Source organism: Streptococcus vestibularis (assembly GCF_900636445.1).
GTDB classification, from domain to species: domain Bacteria; phylum Bacillota; class Bacilli; order Lactobacillales; family Streptococcaceae; genus Streptococcus; species Streptococcus vestibularis.
The window spans coordinates 1295953-1314853 of record NZ_LR134275.1; the positions used below are offsets into that span (position 1 = coordinate 1295953).

Below are 18901 nucleotides of genomic sequence, written 5' to 3' on the forward strand. Positions count from 1 at the left end.
AAACACAAATAGTAGTTTACTACCAGATGGAGCTTCTATTCCTTATGATTACCCTCTATCATCGTACCCTTTTGGATGGCTAGAATGCCATGCCCAAGCACTTGCGATGATTTTTTCGATGTTATCAAATTGTGGTTTCCAGCCAAGTACCGTACGAGCCTTTTCAGAAGAGGCAATCAATGTATCTGGATCACCAGGACGACGATCAGCTTTCTCAGCTGGAATCTCCTTACCTGTTACCTTACGAGCTGCTTCAAGGATTTGCAGATTTGAAAATCCTGTTGAAGAGCCTAGGTTGAAGGCTGTTGACTCATTGCCTTTGCGGAGATATTCCACTGCCAGAAGGTGGGCATCCGCCAAGTCGAATGGATGCACATAGTCACGAACGTTAGTCCCGTCTGGAGTATTGTAGTCATCCCCAAAGATCATGATTTTTTCACGAACACCTTGAGCTACTTGGAGAATAATTGGCAAGAGGTGGGTTTCAGGACCGTGGTCCTCACCGATAGAACCGTCAGGCTTAGCCCCCGCTACATTAAAGTAACGAAGAGGGACATACTTGATGCCGTAGGCTTGGTCTGACCACTTCATGATGGTTTCCATCATCAACTTACTTTCACCGTATGGGTTAATAGGTTTTTGTGGTGTTGTTTCAAGAATTGGAATTTCTTCTGGAATTCCGTAAGTTGCTGCTGTTGATGAGAAGACAATGTACTTAACATCACATTCGTTCATGACTTCAAGCAACTTCACCATACCAGCAGTGTTATTGTCGAAATACTTAAGTGGCTTTTCCATAGACTCAGCCACAAGTGAGTAGGCCGCAAAGTGAATAACAGCATCAACATCAGGGTTTTCCTTAAAGACATTACGCATAAAGTCCTGATCTGCTAAATCTCCCTCGTAGAATACAGCGTCTGGATGAACTGCCGCACGGTGACCAGTCACCAAGTTATCCACGACAACGACTTTTTCTTGCCCCGCTTCAACCAAACGGTCCACCATGTGAGAACCGATATAACCAGCTCCACCTAATACTAATATTGCCATAAAATTTACCTTTTCTTATTTTTCTATTATTATAACATAATTTTAGTCCATGGGACTAACGTGATTTAAGTAAGGGAAAAGAAGAGAAAAAATGGTCGCCAACAGTTAGTTGACAACCATTATTCTTTCTATTTCTTCAACTTGACACAAAAGGCATCCCAGGCTTGGAGTTTACCTTGGTCTGAGATTGGTTTCACTTCGGTATTTGAGATGACGACTTCTTCGACATCAAAATTATAATCAAAAATTTGTTCTTGGTCTGATAGATTAACTGCAATTAGATAGCTGCTATCTTTGGTTTTTCGAATATAAGCAAATACTTTGTCAGTTGTCTCCAAGAGTTCAAAGTCAGCATCTACCAACCAATCCTGTGTTTTGCGAAGCTCAACCAGTTTCTGATAGGTATAAAAAATCGAGTCTGGATTGGCAAGGGCTGAGGCAACATTGATAGCCTTATAGTTAGGATTAACAGCTAGCCATGTTTGTTCTGCTGAGCTAAATCCAGCATTTTTAGACGTATCCCATTGCATTGGTGTTCGAGCATTGTCACGACCCACCTGACGGATTTGGTCCATGATAACTTCTAGTGATGCCCCTTTTTCGAGAGCTTCTTTGGTATAGTTGAGAGATTCAATGTCATTCAATTCTTCCAAAGTTTTAAAAGGATAATTGGTCATGCCTATTTCTTCGCCCTGATAGATATAAGGTGTCCCACGCATGAGATGTAGGAGAATGGCCAAGGCCTTGGCTGACTTCTCACGATAGACACCAGTATCACCCCACATTGAGAGAACACGAGGCAGGTCATGGTTGTTCCAAAATAGTGAGTTCCACCCTTGTCCCAACTCTAATTCCGTTTGCCATTTATTAAAAATAGCCTTAAGTGCTGAAACATCCAACTCCTTCTCATACTCCCATTTAGGGCTATCTGGCTTATGCTGAAGTCCAATATGTTCAAACTGGAAAACCATGGAAAGTTCTTGATTATCTGGATTTGAATACTGTTTAGCAATTTCAGGTGTTGCTCCCCAAGTTTCACCAACGGTTAGAAGGTCGTGCTTTCCAAAGCTTGCCTGGTTCATCTCCTTGATATAATCGTGAAGTTTTGGACCATTTGTATCAATCAGTTGATCTGGGATCTTACCAATCATATCAATCACATCCATGCGGAAACCACCGATTCCCTTATCAATCCAGAAATTCATCATGTCATAAACTTTCTGGCGCAACTGTGGATTTTCCCAATTGAGGTCTGGCTGTTTCTTACTAAAGAAATGCAGATAATATTGGCCTGATGTCTCATCATATTCCCATGCGGATCCACCAAAGATAGACACTAACTCATTAGGTTTGTCTCGCCAGATGTAGAAATCTCGTTCAAGACTTTCTGGATTTTCACGCGCTTCGATGAACCATGCATGCTCATCAGACGTATGGTTAACCACCAAATCCATGATAATTCGGATATCACGCTTTTTGGCTTCCACCAAAAGTTCATCCATGTCACTCATGTCTCCAAAAATATCTGCAATAGCCTCATAGTTAGCGATATCGTAGCCATTGTCATCCATCGGACTGTCATAGACAGGCGAAAGCCATAGGGCTGTTATTCCAAGCTTTTGCAAGTAGTCTAACTTACTGGTAATCCCCTTGAGATCACCGATACCATCACCGTTCTTGTCCATAAAAGATTTAGGGTAAATTTGATAAATCGTAGCTTTATGCCACCAATGTTTTTGCATGATTCTACTCCTAGTATTTATTATCATCCTGAGTCTGACAGTTCTATTTTACGTTTTTCCAGAATTTATGCAAGCGTTCTCTTTCATTGTTTAAAACATTTCAATGACCTATACTCCAGACTACTTAAATTTTTGGTAATGTTGAGAAATAATAGAATTGAAATGTAAAGTTAGCATTTACTAATCTTAATACAAAAAATGACAGTTAATGCCTTAACCGTCACTTTTTACTTTTTGGGCAAAACCATAACAAAGCGCCTCCCCGTAGGACTTTCCTCAAATCTATAGCTAAGTTCCTCATGTTCTAGAAGGTATTTGACCACAAAAAGTCCTAATCCTCCTTCTTTCTTAGATTGAGCTTTAGTTGAAGTATTTTCTTTAGATACAATTGTATTTTCAATGACAAAATCGGTTCCTCCATTTTCTAAACCTATTCGAACCACTCCCCCCTCATCAGAATGCTTGACAGCATTACTGATGATATTTGAGAGAACTAGTTTCAAAATAGCTAAATTCATGAAAATACTAGTTGCCGGAAGATAATTGTCAATTGATAGAAAGCGATTCTCAACCAACACTTGATTTTGAGTGAGTATGCGATTTACCACATCATCTAACTGAATCCACTCCTTATCATCACCTAATTCTTGAACAGAAGATAGGGACAAGATTTCCAGGACGATCTGGTTCATCTCATCGACGATATCGAGGGAAACCGATAGATAGCGGTCTCGATCCTTGTAGCGACCAATATTATCTCGCATATTTTCTAGGATAATTTTCAAGCTAGCTAGAGGCGTCTTGAGTTCATGCGAAGCCCCTCTTAGAAATTCGACCTTCATCTGCTCCAACTTCAGATTTTCCTGTTTCTGCTGCTCTAGATTGTCGATCACTTCTAAAAGGTGGTGATAGAGGTCGTTGATGTGTTGCTTGAGGACGCCGATCTCATCCTGCGAGTCAATGGGGAGACTGGCTGTCCGATCCAGGCGCTTCATCCGCTTGGTCATCCGCTTGATCTCAAGGATTGGAGCAGAAATCATGCGGGCATAGAGATAGGATGCAATCAACGACAGAACAAAAGAAGCAAGGAGTGTATAGGGAAGAAAGCCCAGACTGATATCTCGCGCTTCCTTTTGCGAATCGACGGTCGCTAAAAATTGCAAGGTTAAGTCTTGTCCTTCTTTAGTCTGAATTTTTCGCTCTTCGATGACCAGGGAATTATTCTGGCTAGATGGATTGAGGAGGAGGTCATCCTTGACTTCTAATGAATTTTGTTTTTCCTTGCCCTTAATATAGACCTTGATATCATTAGTCTTAGAATAGAGGGCAATAACCGTCTCAATGGTGCCCACTTCCTGACCTTGAAAACTGTCAGCCAAGACTTGCGATTTCTTCAAAATCGTCTGACGTTGCGACTCGATATAGGTCGATGGAAAAATAAAGTAAACCGAAGCATGTAGAAGGATGACTAAGCTACTAAAAAGGGCAAAGGTGATCAGAAAGATCTTTGCAAAGATACTCCGTTTGGTCATGGTCTCTCCAATTTATAGCCGACATTGCGTACCGTAACGATACAGTCCAGCTCTAGTTTTTTTCGTAGTTCCTTGATATAGACATCGATCACCCGGTCAAAAGGAATCTCCTCCGTCTCCTTCCAGACGGCATCGAGGATCTGAGAGCGGGTCCTGGCCTTCCCCTCATGCTGGAGGAGGTATTCCAAGATTTCCAACTCCTTGGCGTTCATGGAAATAGCTTGCCCAGCTAGGCTGGCGGTATAACTCTCAAAATCCACCCGCACATCTCCATATGTGAAAACCCGGGAAGGTTGGAGCTTTTTAAAAATAGCTTCGATACGGACTCTCAATAGAGACAAGGAGAAGGGCTTTTCCAGATAGCCATCTGCCAACTCTCCAAAGGCTGTCAACTTATAGTCCTCGTCATGGAAGGCCGTCAGCATCAAAACAGGGACCGAGCTAGTCTTTCGGATAGTCTTGAGGACTTCCAGACCATTGAGGATTGGGAGCTGGATATCCAGCAAGACAAGATCTGGCATCTCCCTGTAAAAGAGGTCCAGGGCCTCATGGCCATCACCTGCTTCAAAGACCTCATGGCCACATTCCATGAGATAGTCGCTCATCCCTTCTCGAATCAGGACTTCATCCTCTACGATTAGTATCTTCATACATTATCCTTTTTAATCTATATATGGTCTCTTTCTTCCATTATACCGTTTTTTATAGATGCAGCAAACTTATCATTCAACATCAACTAAGAGGTCCTTGGGTTTCTTGTGAAGAAGCCAGCGAGAAGAAATCAAGGATACTAAGCTTAAAATAAATCCACCGACTAGAATGACTACCAAAAGTTGCTTAGGTTGGACTGTCATGTGAATCTGAGTTAGAGTCTTACTGAAGCTTTCTGCCTCAGCCCCTCCACCAAGATTTGCAGCTAGAGATTCTTTGGTCATTTGCTTATTGATACCTTCTGTTACATTGGAAAGGACTGTATTACCAACTTTTTCGGCAAAGAAACTAGCTAAACCATATGACAAAAGAAAGGCTGGTAAAGCAATCATCAGCAATTCTATTAAAAATTGACCCGCAACCTGTGTCTTTTTAAGTCCCAAGGCCAAAAAGATACCAACTTCTCTACGACGAGCATTTAACCATAAAATTAACAGAAGGGTTAGCAATAAACTTGTAAAAATGAGACTTCCAATAAACATACGGTTTGCCACACGATACATCCCAAGAATAGATTTCTGTAAAGCAGGGTAGTTTGACGAGCTCTTAACAAGATCGTAGAGGGACCAGTTAATATTCAACTTTTTAATCTTTGCTATCAAGGAATCAAGATTTTGATCGCCTTTAGCAAAGAAAGTGGCATCCTCATAAGTAGCAGTTTCTACAGCATTACCATAGAGTTTTGCTACTGTGTCTAGATCAGTGATGAGGGTGTTTTCATACAACTCCTGAGCATAGGTAACGGCTGCTTTATTTTGACCAGAAAATAAACCTTTGATAGTCACTTCTACTGTTTCATCAGCCCTTTTTTCGTTATCAGCATCATAGAGATTAGATTTAAGCTTTACTTTATCTCCTACATTAAGACCATTCTTTTTAGCTAAAGCTTCGTGCATCAAGATTTGATTATGATCCTTATCGGTTAGATGTTCTCCTTCAACTAGTTTATATGCACCTGAAACAAATTTATCTTCTTTTGATGAGTCATTGACTCCTGTCAACATCAGGGTAGACTTAAAATTTTTAGCACGTTCTGGCGACTGATTTTGTAGCGTTTGCTCTGTTTCGATAATCTCATGATCTAGTAAATCACCAATACCATTTATCCGTTTTATAGTCGAAACAATCCCTTTAGTCTCACTAATCTTTTTAATATCTTCTCCCTTAAGATTTCCAGCCCCTCGAGGAGTTCCAGGATTCGTGTTACGATTAATCTGCATTGAAAAACTATTGGTAATTGACCCTAGACTCTTGGATGCAGCTTCTTGGGTTGCACTTCGCATAGCAAGTCCTAACAAACTAAGAGTACTCATCAAAAGAATAATAATTAACAGTAATAGTGACTTTGACCATTTTCGTGTAATATATGCAAAAGCGTTTCGAAACATAAGAGTCCTTTCTTTATTTTTTCTTTTCTATGAGTTGTTTCTTCTTCAACTCTAAAACCACATCAGATGCTTGAGCAACTTCCTTACTGTGCGTTACAACTATGACACATTTTTGGCGATCTAAGGCCATTCTTTTAAGGATAGCAATAATATCCTTCGCAGTTTCCTCGTCTAGATTTCCTGTCGGTTCATCTGCTAAGATAATTGGAGCCTCTGAAACCAAAGCCCGCGCAATAGCTACACGTTGTTGTTGTCCACCTGAAAGTTGTAGGACATTTCGATTAATTTGTTTTTCATCTAATCCCAATTCAGAAAGTATCTTCTTATCGGCATTTTTATTAACAAGTCGTACATTTTCTAAAGGTGTAAGATAATCAATGAGATTGTAATTTTGAAAAACAAGCGCAACATGGTGTCTACGATGATAACTAGAGCCTTTTTTCTTGATATTTTCTCCGTTAAACAAGACCTGCCCCTTCTTGGGATAATCAAGGCCTGCCAAAAGGGAAAGCAAGGTCGATTTTCCCGCTCCAGATTGCCCAATAATACTATAAAATTTACCTTTCTCGAAACTATAATTCACCTTCGAGAGGATAGCTTCACTTTTATTTTGATAACTATACGTAACATCTTTGAGTTCTAACATAGTGTTCCTTTCTCCTTAACTCATATTAGATAAGATTTCTTTTGGAGTTTTGCGCCAAATGAGACCTGTTGTGACACCGAGCGATAACATTACCAAGACTAGAAGACTTAGATAAGATTGGCCTAAAGGTAGTCCCTGAGGAATTTGATCTAATAACCGAAGAGCCTGCTGCTGTCCTTGCTGTCCTATAAATTCTTGTAAAAACAGTCGACTTAGTAGCCGTCCAATAGCAAGGGCGGGTAGCAAAGACATAAGGGACACCAACAATATCTCCATAAGAAATTGAGCAAAAATGCGTCCCTTGCTCTTCCCAATTGCTAAAAGAATACCTATCTCATGATTTCGCTCACGCGTCCATAGTGCCATTAAAAATGATAGGATTCCTGCTCCTGTAACAATTAAACTAATCATCATCGTTCTGACGATTCCTTGTAGCGCTTGAGACGATTCCTTCAAGGAGTCAAAAGCCTTACGGTCCTCGTCTAAACGTAGACGGTTCCAATCGATATCTAAGTGTTTCACTTGTTTAATGACTTGATTGATTCTATCTGGATTCTTAATACCAAAGGATAATTTTGTCACTAACTTATCAGTCAAATCAAGCAGTTGGCTAGCATCGTCATAATGGAGGAAGATTTGATTTTCACTTAAATCTGAGGACATTCCAGTAAATGTCTCCTCTTTCTTGCCAGAAAAAATACCAACGATATCAAAGGTCATTTTCTTAGCTCCATTTTCAGTCACCTGAAAATTGGACAAGGTCAGCTTGTCTCCGACGCTTAGTTTATTTTTCCTAGCAAGCGATTCATGAATCATAATTTGCCCTTTAGCAGATATGTACTTCCCCTTAAGAAGTTGAAAAGCACCACTCCTAAAATCAACACTTTGGGCTGTTTCCTTAGTAAAAGTGGCTCCCAAGGCTTGATTATCCATATTATCAAGATCATCACGTTCCACCGTTTGTTTTCCTGTAACTACCTTCTTATCCATAAGTCGCACCGGACTTACATATTGAGGTATCGTTGACATCACATCAGATAGATGACTAATCTTTTCCCCCTCTTTCCAGGAAAATGCACTGCCTCTTTCTTTACTTACCAGAGAAAAACTTGCTCCACCTGACTTCCTGATTTGTGCCTCCATTCCTCCACCAACTTGCATAAGAGAGAAACAAAAATACAAGCAAGATAATATCAGAAATAAAATAAGAAAAAGGATAAAATTCCGCGTTTTTTTGCGGAAAATATAAGCAGTTGCCTGTTGTAAGAGAACCATCTTCCACCTCCATTTAAGACATTGGACCTCAGCTATACCAAAGATAAATGAGGACTCTTTCATTTTTCTTATCCTAATTATAGACGACAAATATGAAACCTTTATGAAATTAAATACTCTAAAGTGATTGTTATCTAAAAATCTAACTGCTGAGATGATAACCCCAATTAAATAATAACTTTAAAGGACTATCATAAAAAATACGTTTCATGATTGACCTTCACCTCTTTTTCTCTAATAAATCGTCCTTCGCTAATAGCATTTACCTTCGGCATTTGATATAATTTTTCTCAGAGGTATTTTTATTTATGAAGAAACAAGCTTTTAGTTCTGAACAGTATTTGAATCTACAACGCGACCATATTTTGGAGCGTATTAACCAGTTTGACGGTAAGCTCTACTTGGAGTTTGGTGGAAAGATGTTGGAAGATTTCCACGCTGCCCGCGTCCTTCCTGGTTATGAACCTGACAATAAAATCAAGCTCCTTCAAGAGCTTAAAGAGCAAGTCGAAGTGGTTATCGCCATCAATGCTAGCAATATCGAGCATTCTAAGGCTCGTGGTGACCTTGGCATTTCCTACGATCAAGAGGTCCTTCGTCTGATTGATAAATTCAACGAGCTCAATATCTATGTAGGTTCCGTTGTTATTACGCAGTATTCAGGTCAACCTACGGCTGATGCCTTCCGTAACCAACTTGAAAAAAATGGCATCACGTCTTACATCCACTACCCTATCAAGGGCTATCCAACGGATATGAACCATATTATCTCTCCCGAAGGTATGGGGAAAAATGACTATATCAAGACTAGCCGTAACCTTATCGTCGTTACTGCTCCTGGTCCTGGTTCTGGTAAATTGGCGACATGTATGTCTAACATGTACCACGACCAAATCAATGGTATCAAGTCAGGTTATGCTAAATTTGAAACCTTCCCAGTTTGGAATCTGCCGCTTCATCACCCAGTTAACTTGGCCTATGAAGCTGCCACTGCCGACCTTGATGATGTCAATATGATTGACCCATTCCACTTGGAAACTTATGGCAAAACTACAGTAAACTACAACCGTGACATCGAGATTTTCCCAGTCCTTAAACGTATGCTTGAACGCATTCTTGGTGAATCACCTTACGCTTCACCTACAGATATGGGTGTTAACATGGTTGGTTTTGCCATTACAGATGATGATGCTGCCAAAGAAGCTTCTAAACAAGAAATCATCCGTCGCTACTATCAAACTGTACTTGATTTCAAAAATGAACGTGTTCCTGCGACTGCTGTCAAGAAGATTGAATTGCTCATGAACGATCTTGGTATCACTCCTGAAGATCGCCAAGTGGTCGTTGCAGCACGTACTAAGGCTGAAGAAACAGGTAGTTCTGCTCTTGCCCTCGAATTGCCAAATGGCCAAATCGTCACTGGTAAAAATTCAGAACTCTTTGGTCCAACAGCTGCAGCTTTGATTAATGCTATCAAAACTTCTGCAGGTATTGATAAGGATACTAAACTTATCGAACCTGAAGTGGTTAAACCTATCCAAGGTCTGAAAATTGACCATCTGGGTAGTCGTAATCCTCGTCTCCACTCTAACGAAATCCTCATTGCCTTGGCCATTACAGCTGCCAACAATGCGGATGCGGCGCGTGCCATGGAGGAACTTGGTAACCTTAAGGGTTCTGAAGCTCACTCAACAATCATCCTTACTGATGAAGATAAAAATGTTCTCCGTAAGCTTGGTATCAATGTCACATTCGATCCTTACTATCAATACGACAAATTGTACCGTAAGTGATAACTGACTATATACATCAAAGACCTCAGTTTTAATAACTAGGGTCTTTTAAAAATGACTTTAGCTTGATAAAGAAAAAAGGGAAACTCTATCGAGTTCCCTTTTTGATAACTAATTTTTCGTCTCAACCCGTTCCTAATAAAAAGGGAGTGGCCTAGCATTATTATGAAAAAGTGAGTTAAAGGAATCAAACAGAGGGCTAAGCCACCCCCGATTCTAATCAGCCTACGATTTCTAACTTGAGAAAAGGTAAGCTAAAAAGCAAAACTATAGTAGATAGGAAAGCAACAAGCGGGAGATAACGACCTCCAAAAAGGTAGAGAAGCAATGGAGCTATCGCTATCAAACGATTTAGAAAATTGCTAGTAACCCGAACAGTTTGTCCATCCTCCACAGTAATAGTATTGGACTTGTAACCCATTTTACCAACACTCAAACGAGCTTTTGATGACGGTAGGGAAACAGTTACTGCTTCCACACCAGAAACCGTCCCGACAAGACTAGTGTCTACTCGAATGGGACTCTTTCTAGCCACCTTACTAGCTTCTATTGTAATACTAGCCACTAATCATCTCCTCTTCCTATCTTCTACTTATAGTATACACTTTTAGAAACGCTTTCACAAGATAATCGACTATTAAATCAACGTTTCTTGACAATCATTGTACCTTTTCAAAAAGTATTGGATACCTTGATTACTATATCACTGTCAGCTTTTTTCAAAAAATTAATTATTTTTGACAGAAAATCTATTACAAGATATAATGTAACGATATCAGTTACAACTAATTGACGATAATGGAAATAATAGAAAGAAGGTTACATGAAATCATATAAAGGAATTCTCCTACTAACCATAAGTGTTGTTCTGACGGTATACGCCTGGCTAGCAAGGGGCATGACAAACTTAGTCGCTCCTGGTCTAGCTTTAACAACCTTATCATGGACTTTTATGTTGGCAACACGATCACGAGTTTTAGAAAAACTCTTTAACGGAATTGAGAGAATGTACACTGTCCACAAATTTCTTGCCATCTTATCAGTTGTTCTCCTTGTTTTCCACAACATCGGTATGGGGAGTCTATGGGGTTCCCGTCTGGCTGCTCAGTTAGGAAACCTTGGTATTTATACTTTCTTGGCTATTGTGGTTCTGGTCTTTCTTGGCAAAACTCTCAAATATGAAACTTGGCGTTGGCTTCATCGTTTGGTGTACTTAGCCTATATTTTTGGTCTCTCCCATGTCTACTTGATTTTGGGACAAGTATTGACTAAGCCAAGTCTCTTATCATTTGTAGTGGGGGGCTTCGCTATTCTTGGTTTAAGCTCAGGATTTTATATCATCTTCCTCTACCAAATTATTGGTTTTAAAAATCGTGGGAAAATTGTGGGCTTAAAACGTATTAACCATGACACAACAGAAATAGCTATTAGGCTAACACGTCCAATGGATTATCAATTTGGTCAATTTACCTTTATTAAGATACTTCAAGCTGGTTTTGAGAAGGCACCTCACCCTTTCTCTATCTCAGGCGGACATGGCAATATTATCTATTTTACCATTAAGGTCTCAGGTGATCATACCAAACAAATCTACAAGAAGCTTAGAGTCGGAAGCCCTGTAGCAATCGACCGTGCCTATGGTCACATGTTGCTAAATCGAGGACGTGACAAGCAAGTTTGGATTGCAGGTGGTATCGGCATCACCCCTTTCATTTCCTATATCCGTGAAAATCCTGTCCTTGATAGGGATATCGACTTCTACTACGCCTATACAGGTGAGCAGAACGCTGTCTATCTGGAGATGTTGACTGCATATGCTGCGAAAAATAAACATTTCAAACTTCACACTGTCAATAGTCAAGTGGATGGTTATCTGGACTTCACTGACTATCCTCTCACTGATGACACAACTGTCTTTATGTGTGCTCCAGTAAAAATGATGGAAGCATTTGCTAAAACCTTTACGGCAAACAATCCAAAGGCTGAGCTCGTTTATGAGGGCTTTAGTTTTAAATAAGTTAAAAAGACTCAGCAAAAACTGAGTCTTTTTGAGTGAGTCGGTAAGCTACTATTCTTCTTCTAGGTAGACCAAGCCCCAATCTTTGCGGAGTCGCGTCATGAGCTCCATAACATCTTGGCTATAGTTGAGATAAAGATGATTTTCTTGACCTGAGACGGCTGCCTCCATGTCTAGGACCTCATACTGGAGGGCTTTGGCAGTTTCTCCTACCTCGATGACTTCTTGTGAGCCATCTTCCGTATAGGTGATGACTGCCTTTTGCCCACGTGGATACTCGTAAATTTCGATATAACCCTTATCATAAGCAATGGTGCCACGTTTAGGTTGTTTGGCATGGAGACTTAGGGTCACCGTCGCCATTTCTCCTTCTGCATTGGTAAGGAGAATACCCGCTTGCTCATCAACACCAGTCGGAGCTAATTTAACCTGTGAAACCATTTCTGTCGGTTGTGACGTCATAAACCAACGTACAAAGGAAAGAGCATAGACACCGATATCAAGCAAAGCTCCACCAGCCAAGTTACGATTAAAAAAGCGGTTGGTCATGTCATATTCTTTATAGGAACCAAAGTTCATCTGGATAACCTTGAGAGGCCCTAGCTTACCACTTTCCACGATTTCAGAGAGTCTTCGATAGATAGGCATATGGAAAATGGTCATGGCTTCTGCCAGTTTGACATGGTTTTCTTCGGCGAGTTGGATAGCTTCTGCCAATTCTTCACTGTTTAAGGTGATAGATTTTTCACAGAGGACATGTTTGCCCGCTGCGAGTGCCTTGCGAAGAAAATTGATATGCATATTGTGCGGCGTTGAAATGTAGATAATATCCACTTCAGGGTCTTCAAAGACTTGATCAATCTCTTCATAAACCTTTTCGATTCCATATTTCTCAGCAAAGGCCACTCCCTTGTCATAGGTACGATTTGCAACGGAATAGAGTTTACCACCTAGGGCCTCTAAAGCCTGTGCCAACTCATTTGCGATAACACCAGTCCCAAGACTGGCCCACCTATACTTAATTTGATTTTCCATAGTGTAACTTTCTTTATTTTTGAATGGTTAATTCATTTACCTGAGATAAGATTTCAACCTCACTCGCTCCTGCTTGAAGAAGGGCTGAAGCCGTGTAGGCTCCCTCTATAAGGGGGACATGTTGAATGAGAATATCCTTTTCTGAAAATTCCTCAACCATCTCCAAATTCATGCGTGCACTGCCTAAATCGTAAAAGGCCAAGAGACGTTTAGCAGGCTGACTATCTACTGCTACTTGAACATGGTCAAAACTAGATCCCAGTCCACCATCTTCAAGACCACCTGTAGCCGTTAAAGGAATATCTGGTGCAACTTCGCGAATCAGACTCACCAAACCTTTAGCAATATCAGCGGAGTGGGATACAATCACAATTCCAAGTTCTGGCATATCCTAGCCCTCCGCTTCTAGCAAGGCCTTGAAGAGTAGGCCAGACGAATAGGAACCTGGGTCAATGTGACCAATTGAACGCTCACCGACATAAGAGGCACGCCCCTTTGTAGCCGCAACTTCCTTGGTTGAAAGAACAGCTTGATCAATGACATCAATGGTGAGTTGGCCTTGTTTGACAGCTTCAACAACTGGATGCCAAACATCCACCATGGTCTTTTCACCGACTTCTGCATGGCCACGTTTTTTAATCATCTCGAGACCTGCCTCAAGCACACCTGCCAAATCCTGACCAGCTTGTTCAGCCTTCATCATGCCCATAAAGGCAGAGCCATAGAGCGGACCAGAAGCCCCACCAACCTTGCTTATCAGAGCCATTGATACCGTCTTTAGAACATCTGCCGTACTTTGAGGGTCTGATGTGTTAATAGCTTCAACGGCTGCTGCCATACCACGCGCCAAGTTAGCCCCGTGATCACCATCTCCGATAGGACCATCTAACTCAGATAAGTGATCTTTTTCTGATTCAACTTTTTGATTAAAGACTTGCATCCATTTTACTGCAACTATTTTATCCATAATATACCCGATTTCTAGTTTTTGTCATTCTTACCATGCGATAGTCTTAACAGGACTTTCTAGAGCCTCAAGCCAAGCATCATCTTCAATCTTCATGAGCGTCAATGACAAACCTGCCATATCAATAGAAGTCATGTAGTTTCCTAGTTTTCTATAGATCACTTCTAGACCCGCGTCTCTAAGAAGACTTGCAACATCATTGGCAAAGACATATTGCTCCATGAGTGGCGTTGCCCCCATACCATTGATGAGAAGAGCATAGCGATCACCAGACTTAGCATCAAAGGATTCAAGAAGCTTACCAGTTAATTCTTCTGCTAACTGGCGAGATGGCTGCATAGACTCCTTACGATAGCCTGGCTCACCATGAATACCAATACCATATTCAATTTCATCCTCAGCTAGAACAAAACCAGGCTTACCAACCTCAGGAACCGTCGCCCCGCTAAGGGCCAAACCAATGGTGTGAATATTAGGAACAATCTTGTCAGCCAAATCTTTGATTTCAGCCAGAGACTTACCTTCACGAGCCGCATGACCTAGGATTTTGTGAACAAAAATAGTACCAGCAACCCCGCGACGACCTTGTGTATAGAGGCTATTTTCCACAGCAATATCGTCGTCCACAACAACACTAGCAACCTCGATACCTTCCATCTCAGCCAATTCTTGAGCCATCTCAAAATTCATGATGTCGCCAGAGTAATTTTTAACAACCATGAAGACACCGGCTCCCTGGTCCGCTTCCTTGATTGCTTCCAAAATTTGATCAGGCGTTGGTGACGTGAATACTGCACCTGCGATGGCTGCCGAAAGCATACCATCACCTACAAAACCAGCATGAGCTGGCTCATGACCACTTCCACCACCAGAAATAAGACCTACCTGACCAGCAACCTGCTCATTTCTTGCAATGATATCAAAACCTTCAACTCTATGAACCAGATCATTGTGAACATAAGCCAAGCCATCTAACATCTCAGTAACAATATTTTCAGGTTTATTGATAATTTTTTTCATGGGATTGCCTCCTTTTCAAAGGTATCAACTATTTGCACTTCAATGTACTTCCATCTCAAATCAATTTTCCCTTATAAATACAGTTTTTCAATCATTTTAGAAGAGGAAAAGCAACAACGTGTAAACGCATACAATTTATAATTCAATTGTAGCACTTGCCTCCAGCCGTGGCAAGTTAAAAAGGAAGACCGTCATTTTCCTAAAATATATTATTAAGTAGAAGAAAAATCTCATAAAAAGACTCATTTTAGTCACTAAAGTCATTGAAAAACGGGTTCTCAAAGCTTATAATGAAATGGCTACTAAAGCGATAAGGAGCGGTTACATGACTATCGATTTTCCAAATGAAACAGAGACGCAAAACGAAATGGATGCCATCCTTCAGGCAGGGCGAGTTCTTATGGAGAGCGGTGCCGAGATTTACCGTATCGAAGACACCATGGGTCATATGGCCAAGTCTCTTGGCATCAGAGACTTCTCCACTTACGTGGTCAATCGAGGAGTTATGATTTCCGGACTCAACCGCTCAGGTCTTAAGGAGTCTCGTGTTCTAGCTACCTCAGTCCCTTCTATTCATCTAGGAAAACTAGAGGAGGTTAACCGCCTGTCTCGTGAACTGGCAGAACAGCCAAATCAGCCCGTTTCTAGCATTTTCCAAAAGCTGAAAACCATTGAGCAGAAGACTTTCTATCGTCCTTTAGAGGATATTATAGCCTGTGTCATTGGTGCTGGGAGCTTCTCGCTAGCTCTTGGAAGTGGCTTGATTGATGGTACTGCTGCGGCTATATCGGGACTTTTTGTGGGGATTGGTATGCAGCTTTTTTCCCGTTTTATTCATACTAGTTTCTTGCAGATTATTCTCTCTAGTGCCATTGCCGCTCTATCAGCTAATATTCTCTATTATCTGGGTATCGGGCAACATCGTAGCGTTATCATCCTAGGAGCCCTGATGATTTTGATTCCTGGAGCCTACTTTGTTAATGCTATCCGTGAATTCACTCAAAATAACTATTATAGTGGTCTGGCCCTGATGCTGTCAGGGGTCTCCACTTGTCTGTCTATCTCTGTCGGTGTTCTTGCCATGATTTCACTTCTCCCCTTTGCGGAACAATTATCAGGCATGTTCTCAACACCGTCCACCTCATGGCAAGAGGTCTTGATTCAGACTGTCATGGCAGGACTAGGAACAGCAGCCTTCTCCGTGCTATACCGAGTACCTAAGAAATACTTCCTAGACCTTGGAACACTAGGTGCTGGCTCATGGCTCCTCTACCTCTTGATTTGGAATAATACCCATCACGAAGTCTTAGCCATCCTCTTCCCTGCCTTACTGGTCACTTTCACCTCACGTTTCTTGGCCCACTACCGTAGATGTCCAGCTACCGTCTTCCTAGCCTCAAGCATGTTCCCACTCATTCCAGGAATGAGCTTCTACCGTGCCATCTACTTCCTATTGATTGGAAATGCAGACCTAGGCCTCAACTTCCTACGAGCTTGCTTCCTAGCCTCATTTACCATCGCCATCGCAGTCAGTTTGACACAACAAATCCCTAGCCATTATTTTGTACTAAGGAAGAAAAAATAAATTGTTGAAATCCATTGGTTTTGTATACCAGTGGATTTTTTGATACCTCAATTAAGTAATCAATAGCAAAAAACAGAATACAACTTAGTCGGTTCAATTCAGTTGATCTTTTTTGTCATTTTAATTATTAATCATCACAAACAGATAAATCATCTAAAAAACATGGCGATTGATGACAATCCTCTTGCTAGATTAATGTTGCGTTCTGATTCCTCTTGGAATTCTGCGAGAGTCTTACTCAACTCACTCACTCCATAACTTAATGAAATTCCTTTAGAAAGATTCTCGACTGCTAGAACTTGAATAGCTCTGCGTAACTCTGCAAGAAGTTCACTACTATCCTTCTTTCCAACTTCAATTTCATTTTTAAACATTACGAGTAACTTTCTCTCATTTTCAGTTGTTTCTGGATTTAAAATAAGATTATAGATATTGTTTAAGATATCCGTAATTTGCATGTTATTGCTTTTTGTCATCTGGAACACTCCCTAAATAGGTCCTGCTTTTCTCAAGGTAAACATTTGATTTATACTATCATCAAATTCGGAAAGAAATGCTATCTTGGTAAGCACACCTATATTCTTTATTTGAAAAAGATTCTACGCTTATCATAGACTACTGTCAATACTATGCCGAAAAAAATCTAAATAGAAGCACAGTCACCCCCCACCCGTGAGAACGGGTGGCTTGCTCTGCGGCTGAAAGCCTCTGCTACTGGCCGAGGCCTAAAGGCCTACCGAATGGTTTCCCTTCAGCACCACCTTTTCTAGCTGACCCGTCTAGCGGGTCTCTTTAAGACTACTTTCTTTTATTCTTATCACCTGTAAACGAATCACATTCCTCGAAAATACTGAACTGATCTGCTATCATGTCCTCTTGTAATGGATTACGAATATATTCTTCAATTCGCTTCTGATTTTGCCCAACCGTATCAACATAAAAGCCTCGACACCAAAATTTGCGATTCCCATATTTATATTTTAAATTGGCGTGTTTATCAAACATTATTAATGCACTTTTACCTTTTAAATATCCCATAAATGAGGAAATACTTAGCTTCGATGGTATACTCACTAACATGTGAATATGATCTGAGCAAGCTGCTGCTTCATGAATTTCAACGTCTTTTCTTTCACATAATAACCGTAAGATTTGACCAATACTTGCTTTGTATTTCCCATAGATTATCTGACGTCTATATTTTGGGGCGAATACAATATGATACTTACAATTCCATGTAGTATGTGCTAAACTATTATTATCCTGTCTCATCAGGGGCCCTCCTTTTGTATATTAGTTAGTGGTCGGGAAACCTTATCTAATATAACACTTTAGGGGGACTTTTTTGATACATCGCTAAAAGCTTTTCGGAACCACTAGCACAGCTAGTGGTTTTCGTAAAACAAAAAAAGCCGTCTCATTCTTTGAAACGGCTATGAAATCAATCTAGCAAATATCTAAGCAAACCCAGAAATTAACGTTTTAAGATAAAGCAAAAAGCCCACTCTTATAGGCTTCTTACAATATAAATTCTTATCTTAAAGAATTTTGTTGTAGAATTCAACGACAAGTGCTTCGTTGATCTCGTCGCGTTCTGGCAAGCGAATCAATGAACCTTCCAATTTTTTATCGTTGAATGATACGAATGCTGGACATCCAAGAGTAGCTTCTACTGTTTCAAGGATAGCTAGAACTTTCAATGATTTCTCACGAACTGAGATCACTTGACCTGGAGTTACGCAGTATGATGGGATATCAACGCGTTTTCCGTCAACAAGGATGTGGACCGTGGTTTACGAATTGACGTGCTTGACGACGAGTAGTTGCAAGGCCGAGACGGTAAACAACGTTGTCCAAACGACGTTCCAAAAGAAGCATGAAGTTGAAACCTAGGATGCCGCCTTTGATTTTTGTAGCTTGTAGGAACAAGTTACGGAATTGTTTTTCACCCACACCGTAAGTGAAACGAAGTTTTTGTTTTTCAGCCAATTGCAAACCGTACTCTGAAAGTTTTGAACGGTTGTTTGGACCGTGTTGTCCTGGTATGTAGTTACGACGTGCCAATTCTTTACCTGTAAGTGAAAGGCCAAGGCGACGAGCTTGTTTCCAAGATGGTCCTGTATAACGTGACATATGTATG

Annotated in this window: 17 protein-coding genes and 1 pseudogene; 3 read left to right on the forward strand and 15 right to left on the reverse strand. The window is 40.7% G+C overall.

Annotated features, from left to right (window positions below; genetic code table 11):
* Positions 1-48: 48 nt before the first annotated feature.
* The 7 genes from galE to EL076_RS06600 all read right to left on the reverse strand — a co-directional run bounded on the left by galE (position 49) and on the right by EL076_RS06600 (position 8344).
* Positions 49-1050, reverse strand: coding sequence for a UDP-glucose 4-epimerase GalE (gene galE, locus EL076_RS06570; RefSeq protein WP_126429749.1), 1002 nt, complete (start codon positions 1048-1050; stop codon positions 49-51).
* 128 nt (positions 1051-1178) lie between these two features.
* Positions 1179-2792 carry a glucan 1,6-alpha-glucosidase DexB gene (dexB, locus tag EL076_RS06575; RefSeq protein WP_003094180.1) on the reverse strand — a complete coding sequence of 538 codons (1614 nt, stop codon included), beginning with the start codon at positions 2790-2792 and terminating at the stop codon, positions 1179-1181.
* Positions 2793-3019: 227 nt separating this feature from the next.
* Positions 3020-4324 (reverse strand): sensor histidine kinase, encoded by a 1305-nt coding sequence (locus tag EL076_RS06580; protein WP_003093962.1) that lies wholly within the window; start codon positions 4322-4324, stop codon positions 3020-3022.
* Positions 4321-4974 carry a response regulator transcription factor gene (locus EL076_RS06585; protein ID WP_003094788.1) on the reverse strand — a complete coding sequence of 218 codons (654 nt, stop codon included), beginning with the start codon at positions 4972-4974 and terminating at the stop codon, positions 4321-4323. Before EL076_RS06585 ends, EL076_RS06580 begins: the two co-directional genes overlap by 4 nt.
* Before the next feature lie 72 nt (positions 4975-5046).
* Complete coding sequence (locus tag EL076_RS06590; RefSeq protein ID WP_003094563.1) at positions 5047-6423, reverse strand: ABC transporter permease; 1377 nt, start codon at positions 6421-6423, stop codon at positions 5047-5049.
* Between the two features lie 13 nt (positions 6424-6436).
* Positions 6437-7069 (reverse strand): ABC transporter ATP-binding protein, encoded by a 633-nt coding sequence (locus EL076_RS06595; RefSeq protein WP_003093416.1) that lies wholly within the window; start codon positions 7067-7069, stop codon positions 6437-6439.
* A gap of 15 nt (positions 7070-7084) precedes the next feature.
* Positions 7085-8344 carry an ABC transporter permease gene (locus tag EL076_RS06600; protein ID WP_126429751.1) on the reverse strand — a complete coding sequence of 420 codons (1260 nt, stop codon included), beginning with the start codon at positions 8342-8344 and terminating at the stop codon, positions 7085-7087.
* 308 nt (positions 8345-8652) lie between these two features.
* Between EL076_RS06600 and EL076_RS06605 the strand changes: the two genes are divergently transcribed.
* A complete protein-coding gene (locus EL076_RS06605) occupies positions 8653-10137 on the forward strand; it encodes a DUF1846 domain-containing protein (RefSeq protein ID WP_126429753.1) in 1485 nt (494 codons plus the stop codon).
* 220 nt (positions 10138-10357) lie between these two features.
* On the opposite strand, the gene EL076_RS06610 is transcribed toward EL076_RS06605, so the two are convergent.
* The gene (locus EL076_RS06610; protein ID WP_003093336.1) at positions 10358-10702 is read right to left on the reverse strand and encodes a hypothetical protein; all 345 of its coding nucleotides are present in this window, start codon (positions 10700-10702) and stop codon (positions 10358-10360) included.
* A gap of 258 nt (positions 10703-10960) precedes the next feature.
* Between EL076_RS06610 and EL076_RS06615 the strand changes: the two genes are divergently transcribed.
* A complete protein-coding gene (locus EL076_RS06615) occupies positions 10961-12154 on the forward strand; it encodes a ferredoxin reductase family protein (RefSeq protein WP_126429755.1) in 1194 nt (397 codons plus the stop codon).
* 51 nt (positions 12155-12205) lie between these two features.
* Here EL076_RS06615 and EL076_RS06620 read toward each other — a convergent pair whose 3' ends face one another.
* From EL076_RS06620 to dhaK, 4 genes are read right to left on the reverse strand one after another with little or no spacing between them, the layout of a single operon-like run.
* A complete protein-coding gene (locus EL076_RS06620) occupies positions 12206-13189 on the reverse strand; it encodes a Gfo/Idh/MocA family protein (RefSeq protein ID WP_126429757.1) in 984 nt (327 codons plus the stop codon).
* A 13-nt stretch (positions 13190-13202) separates the two neighbouring features.
* The gene (dhaM, locus tag EL076_RS06625) at positions 13203-13577 is read right to left on the reverse strand and encodes a dihydroxyacetone kinase phosphoryl donor subunit DhaM (RefSeq protein WP_126429759.1); all 375 of its coding nucleotides are present in this window, start codon (positions 13575-13577) and stop codon (positions 13203-13205) included.
* Positions 13578-13580: 3 nt separating this feature from the next.
* Positions 13581-14156, reverse strand: coding sequence for a dihydroxyacetone kinase subunit DhaL (gene dhaL / locus EL076_RS06630; RefSeq protein ID WP_126429761.1), 576 nt, complete (start codon positions 14154-14156; stop codon positions 13581-13583).
* A gap of 30 nt (positions 14157-14186) precedes the next feature.
* Entirely contained in the window at positions 14187-15176 is a 990-nt protein-coding gene (gene dhaK, locus EL076_RS06635; RefSeq protein ID WP_003096700.1) for a dihydroxyacetone kinase subunit DhaK, read from the reverse strand.
* 325 nt (positions 15177-15501) lie between these two features.
* Here dhaK and EL076_RS06640 point away from each other — a divergent pair, with 325 nt between their 5' ends.
* Positions 15502-16761, forward strand: a complete 1260-nt coding sequence (locus EL076_RS06640; protein ID WP_126429763.1) for a threonine/serine exporter family protein — start codon at positions 15502-15504, stop codon at positions 16759-16761.
* Between the two features lie 149 nt (positions 16762-16910).
* Here EL076_RS06640 and EL076_RS06645 read toward each other — a convergent pair whose 3' ends face one another.
* The 3 genes and pseudogenes from EL076_RS06645 to rpsD all read right to left on the reverse strand — a co-directional run bounded on the left by EL076_RS06645 (position 16911) and on the right by rpsD (position 18894).
* Positions 16911-17237: a bacteriocin immunity protein gene (locus EL076_RS06645; RefSeq protein ID WP_048788031.1), complete on the reverse strand. Its 327-nt coding sequence runs from the start codon at positions 17235-17237 to the stop codon at positions 16911-16913.
* A 322-nt stretch (positions 17238-17559) separates the two neighbouring features.
* On the reverse strand, positions 17560-18033 hold the full coding sequence (tnpA, locus tag EL076_RS06650; protein ID WP_126429765.1) for an IS200/IS605 family transposase: 474 nt from the start codon (positions 18031-18033) through the stop codon (positions 17560-17562).
* A gap of 266 nt (positions 18034-18299) precedes the next feature.
* A pseudogene (gene rpsD, locus EL076_RS06655) lies at positions 18300-18894 on the reverse strand (30S ribosomal protein S4).
* Positions 18895-18901: the final 7 nt, after the last annotated feature.

Bases quoted from the DNA above. Each gene is read 5' to 3' on its own strand.
- dhaL (WP_126429761.1), bottom strand. From the start codon at position 14,156: ATGGATAAAATAGTTGCAGTAAAATGGATGCAAGTCTTTAATCAAAAA.
- EL076_RS06605 (WP_126429753.1), top strand. From the start codon at position 8,653: ATGAAGAAACAAGCTTTTAGTTCTGAACAGTATTTGAATCTACAACGC.
- EL076_RS06590 (WP_003094563.1), bottom strand. From the start codon at position 6,423: ATGTTTCGAAACGCTTTTGCATATATTACACGAAAATGGTCAAAGTCA.
- dhaM (WP_126429759.1), bottom strand. From the start codon at position 13,577: ATGCCAGAACTTGGAATTGTGATTGTATCCCACTCCGCTGATATTGCT.
- EL076_RS06585 (WP_003094788.1), bottom strand. From the start codon at position 4,974: ATGAAGATACTAATCGTAGAGGATGAAGTCCTGATTCGAGAAGGGATG.
- tnpA (WP_126429765.1), bottom strand. From the start codon at position 18,033: ATGAGACAGGATAATAATAGTTTAGCACATACTACATGGAATTGTAAG.
- galE (WP_126429749.1), bottom strand. From the start codon at position 1,050: ATGGCAATATTAGTATTAGGTGGAGCTGGTTATATCGGTTCTCACATG.
- EL076_RS06640 (WP_126429763.1), top strand. From the start codon at position 15,502: ATGACTATCGATTTTCCAAATGAAACAGAGACGCAAAACGAAATGGAT.
- EL076_RS06645 (WP_048788031.1), bottom strand. From the start codon at position 17,237: ATGACAAAAAGCAATAACATGCAAATTACGGATATCTTAAACAATATC.
- EL076_RS06595 (WP_003093416.1), bottom strand. From the start codon at position 7,069: ATGTTAGAACTCAAAGATGTTACGTATAGTTATCAAAATAAAAGTGAA.
- EL076_RS06600 (WP_126429751.1), bottom strand. From the start codon at position 8,344: ATGGTTCTCTTACAACAGGCAACTGCTTATATTTTCCGCAAAAAAACG.
- dexB (WP_003094180.1), bottom strand. From the start codon at position 2,792: ATGCAAAAACATTGGTGGCATAAAGCTACGATTTATCAAATTTACCCT.
- EL076_RS06615 (WP_126429755.1), top strand. From the start codon at position 10,961: ATGAAATCATATAAAGGAATTCTCCTACTAACCATAAGTGTTGTTCTG.
- dhaK (WP_003096700.1), bottom strand. From the start codon at position 15,176: ATGAAAAAAATTATCAATAAACCTGAAAATATTGTTACTGAGATGTTA.
- EL076_RS06620 (WP_126429757.1), bottom strand. From the start codon at position 13,189: ATGGAAAATCAAATTAAGTATAGGTGGGCCAGTCTTGGGACTGGTGTT.
- EL076_RS06580 (WP_003093962.1), bottom strand. From the start codon at position 4,324: ATGACCAAACGGAGTATCTTTGCAAAGATCTTTCTGATCACCTTTGCC.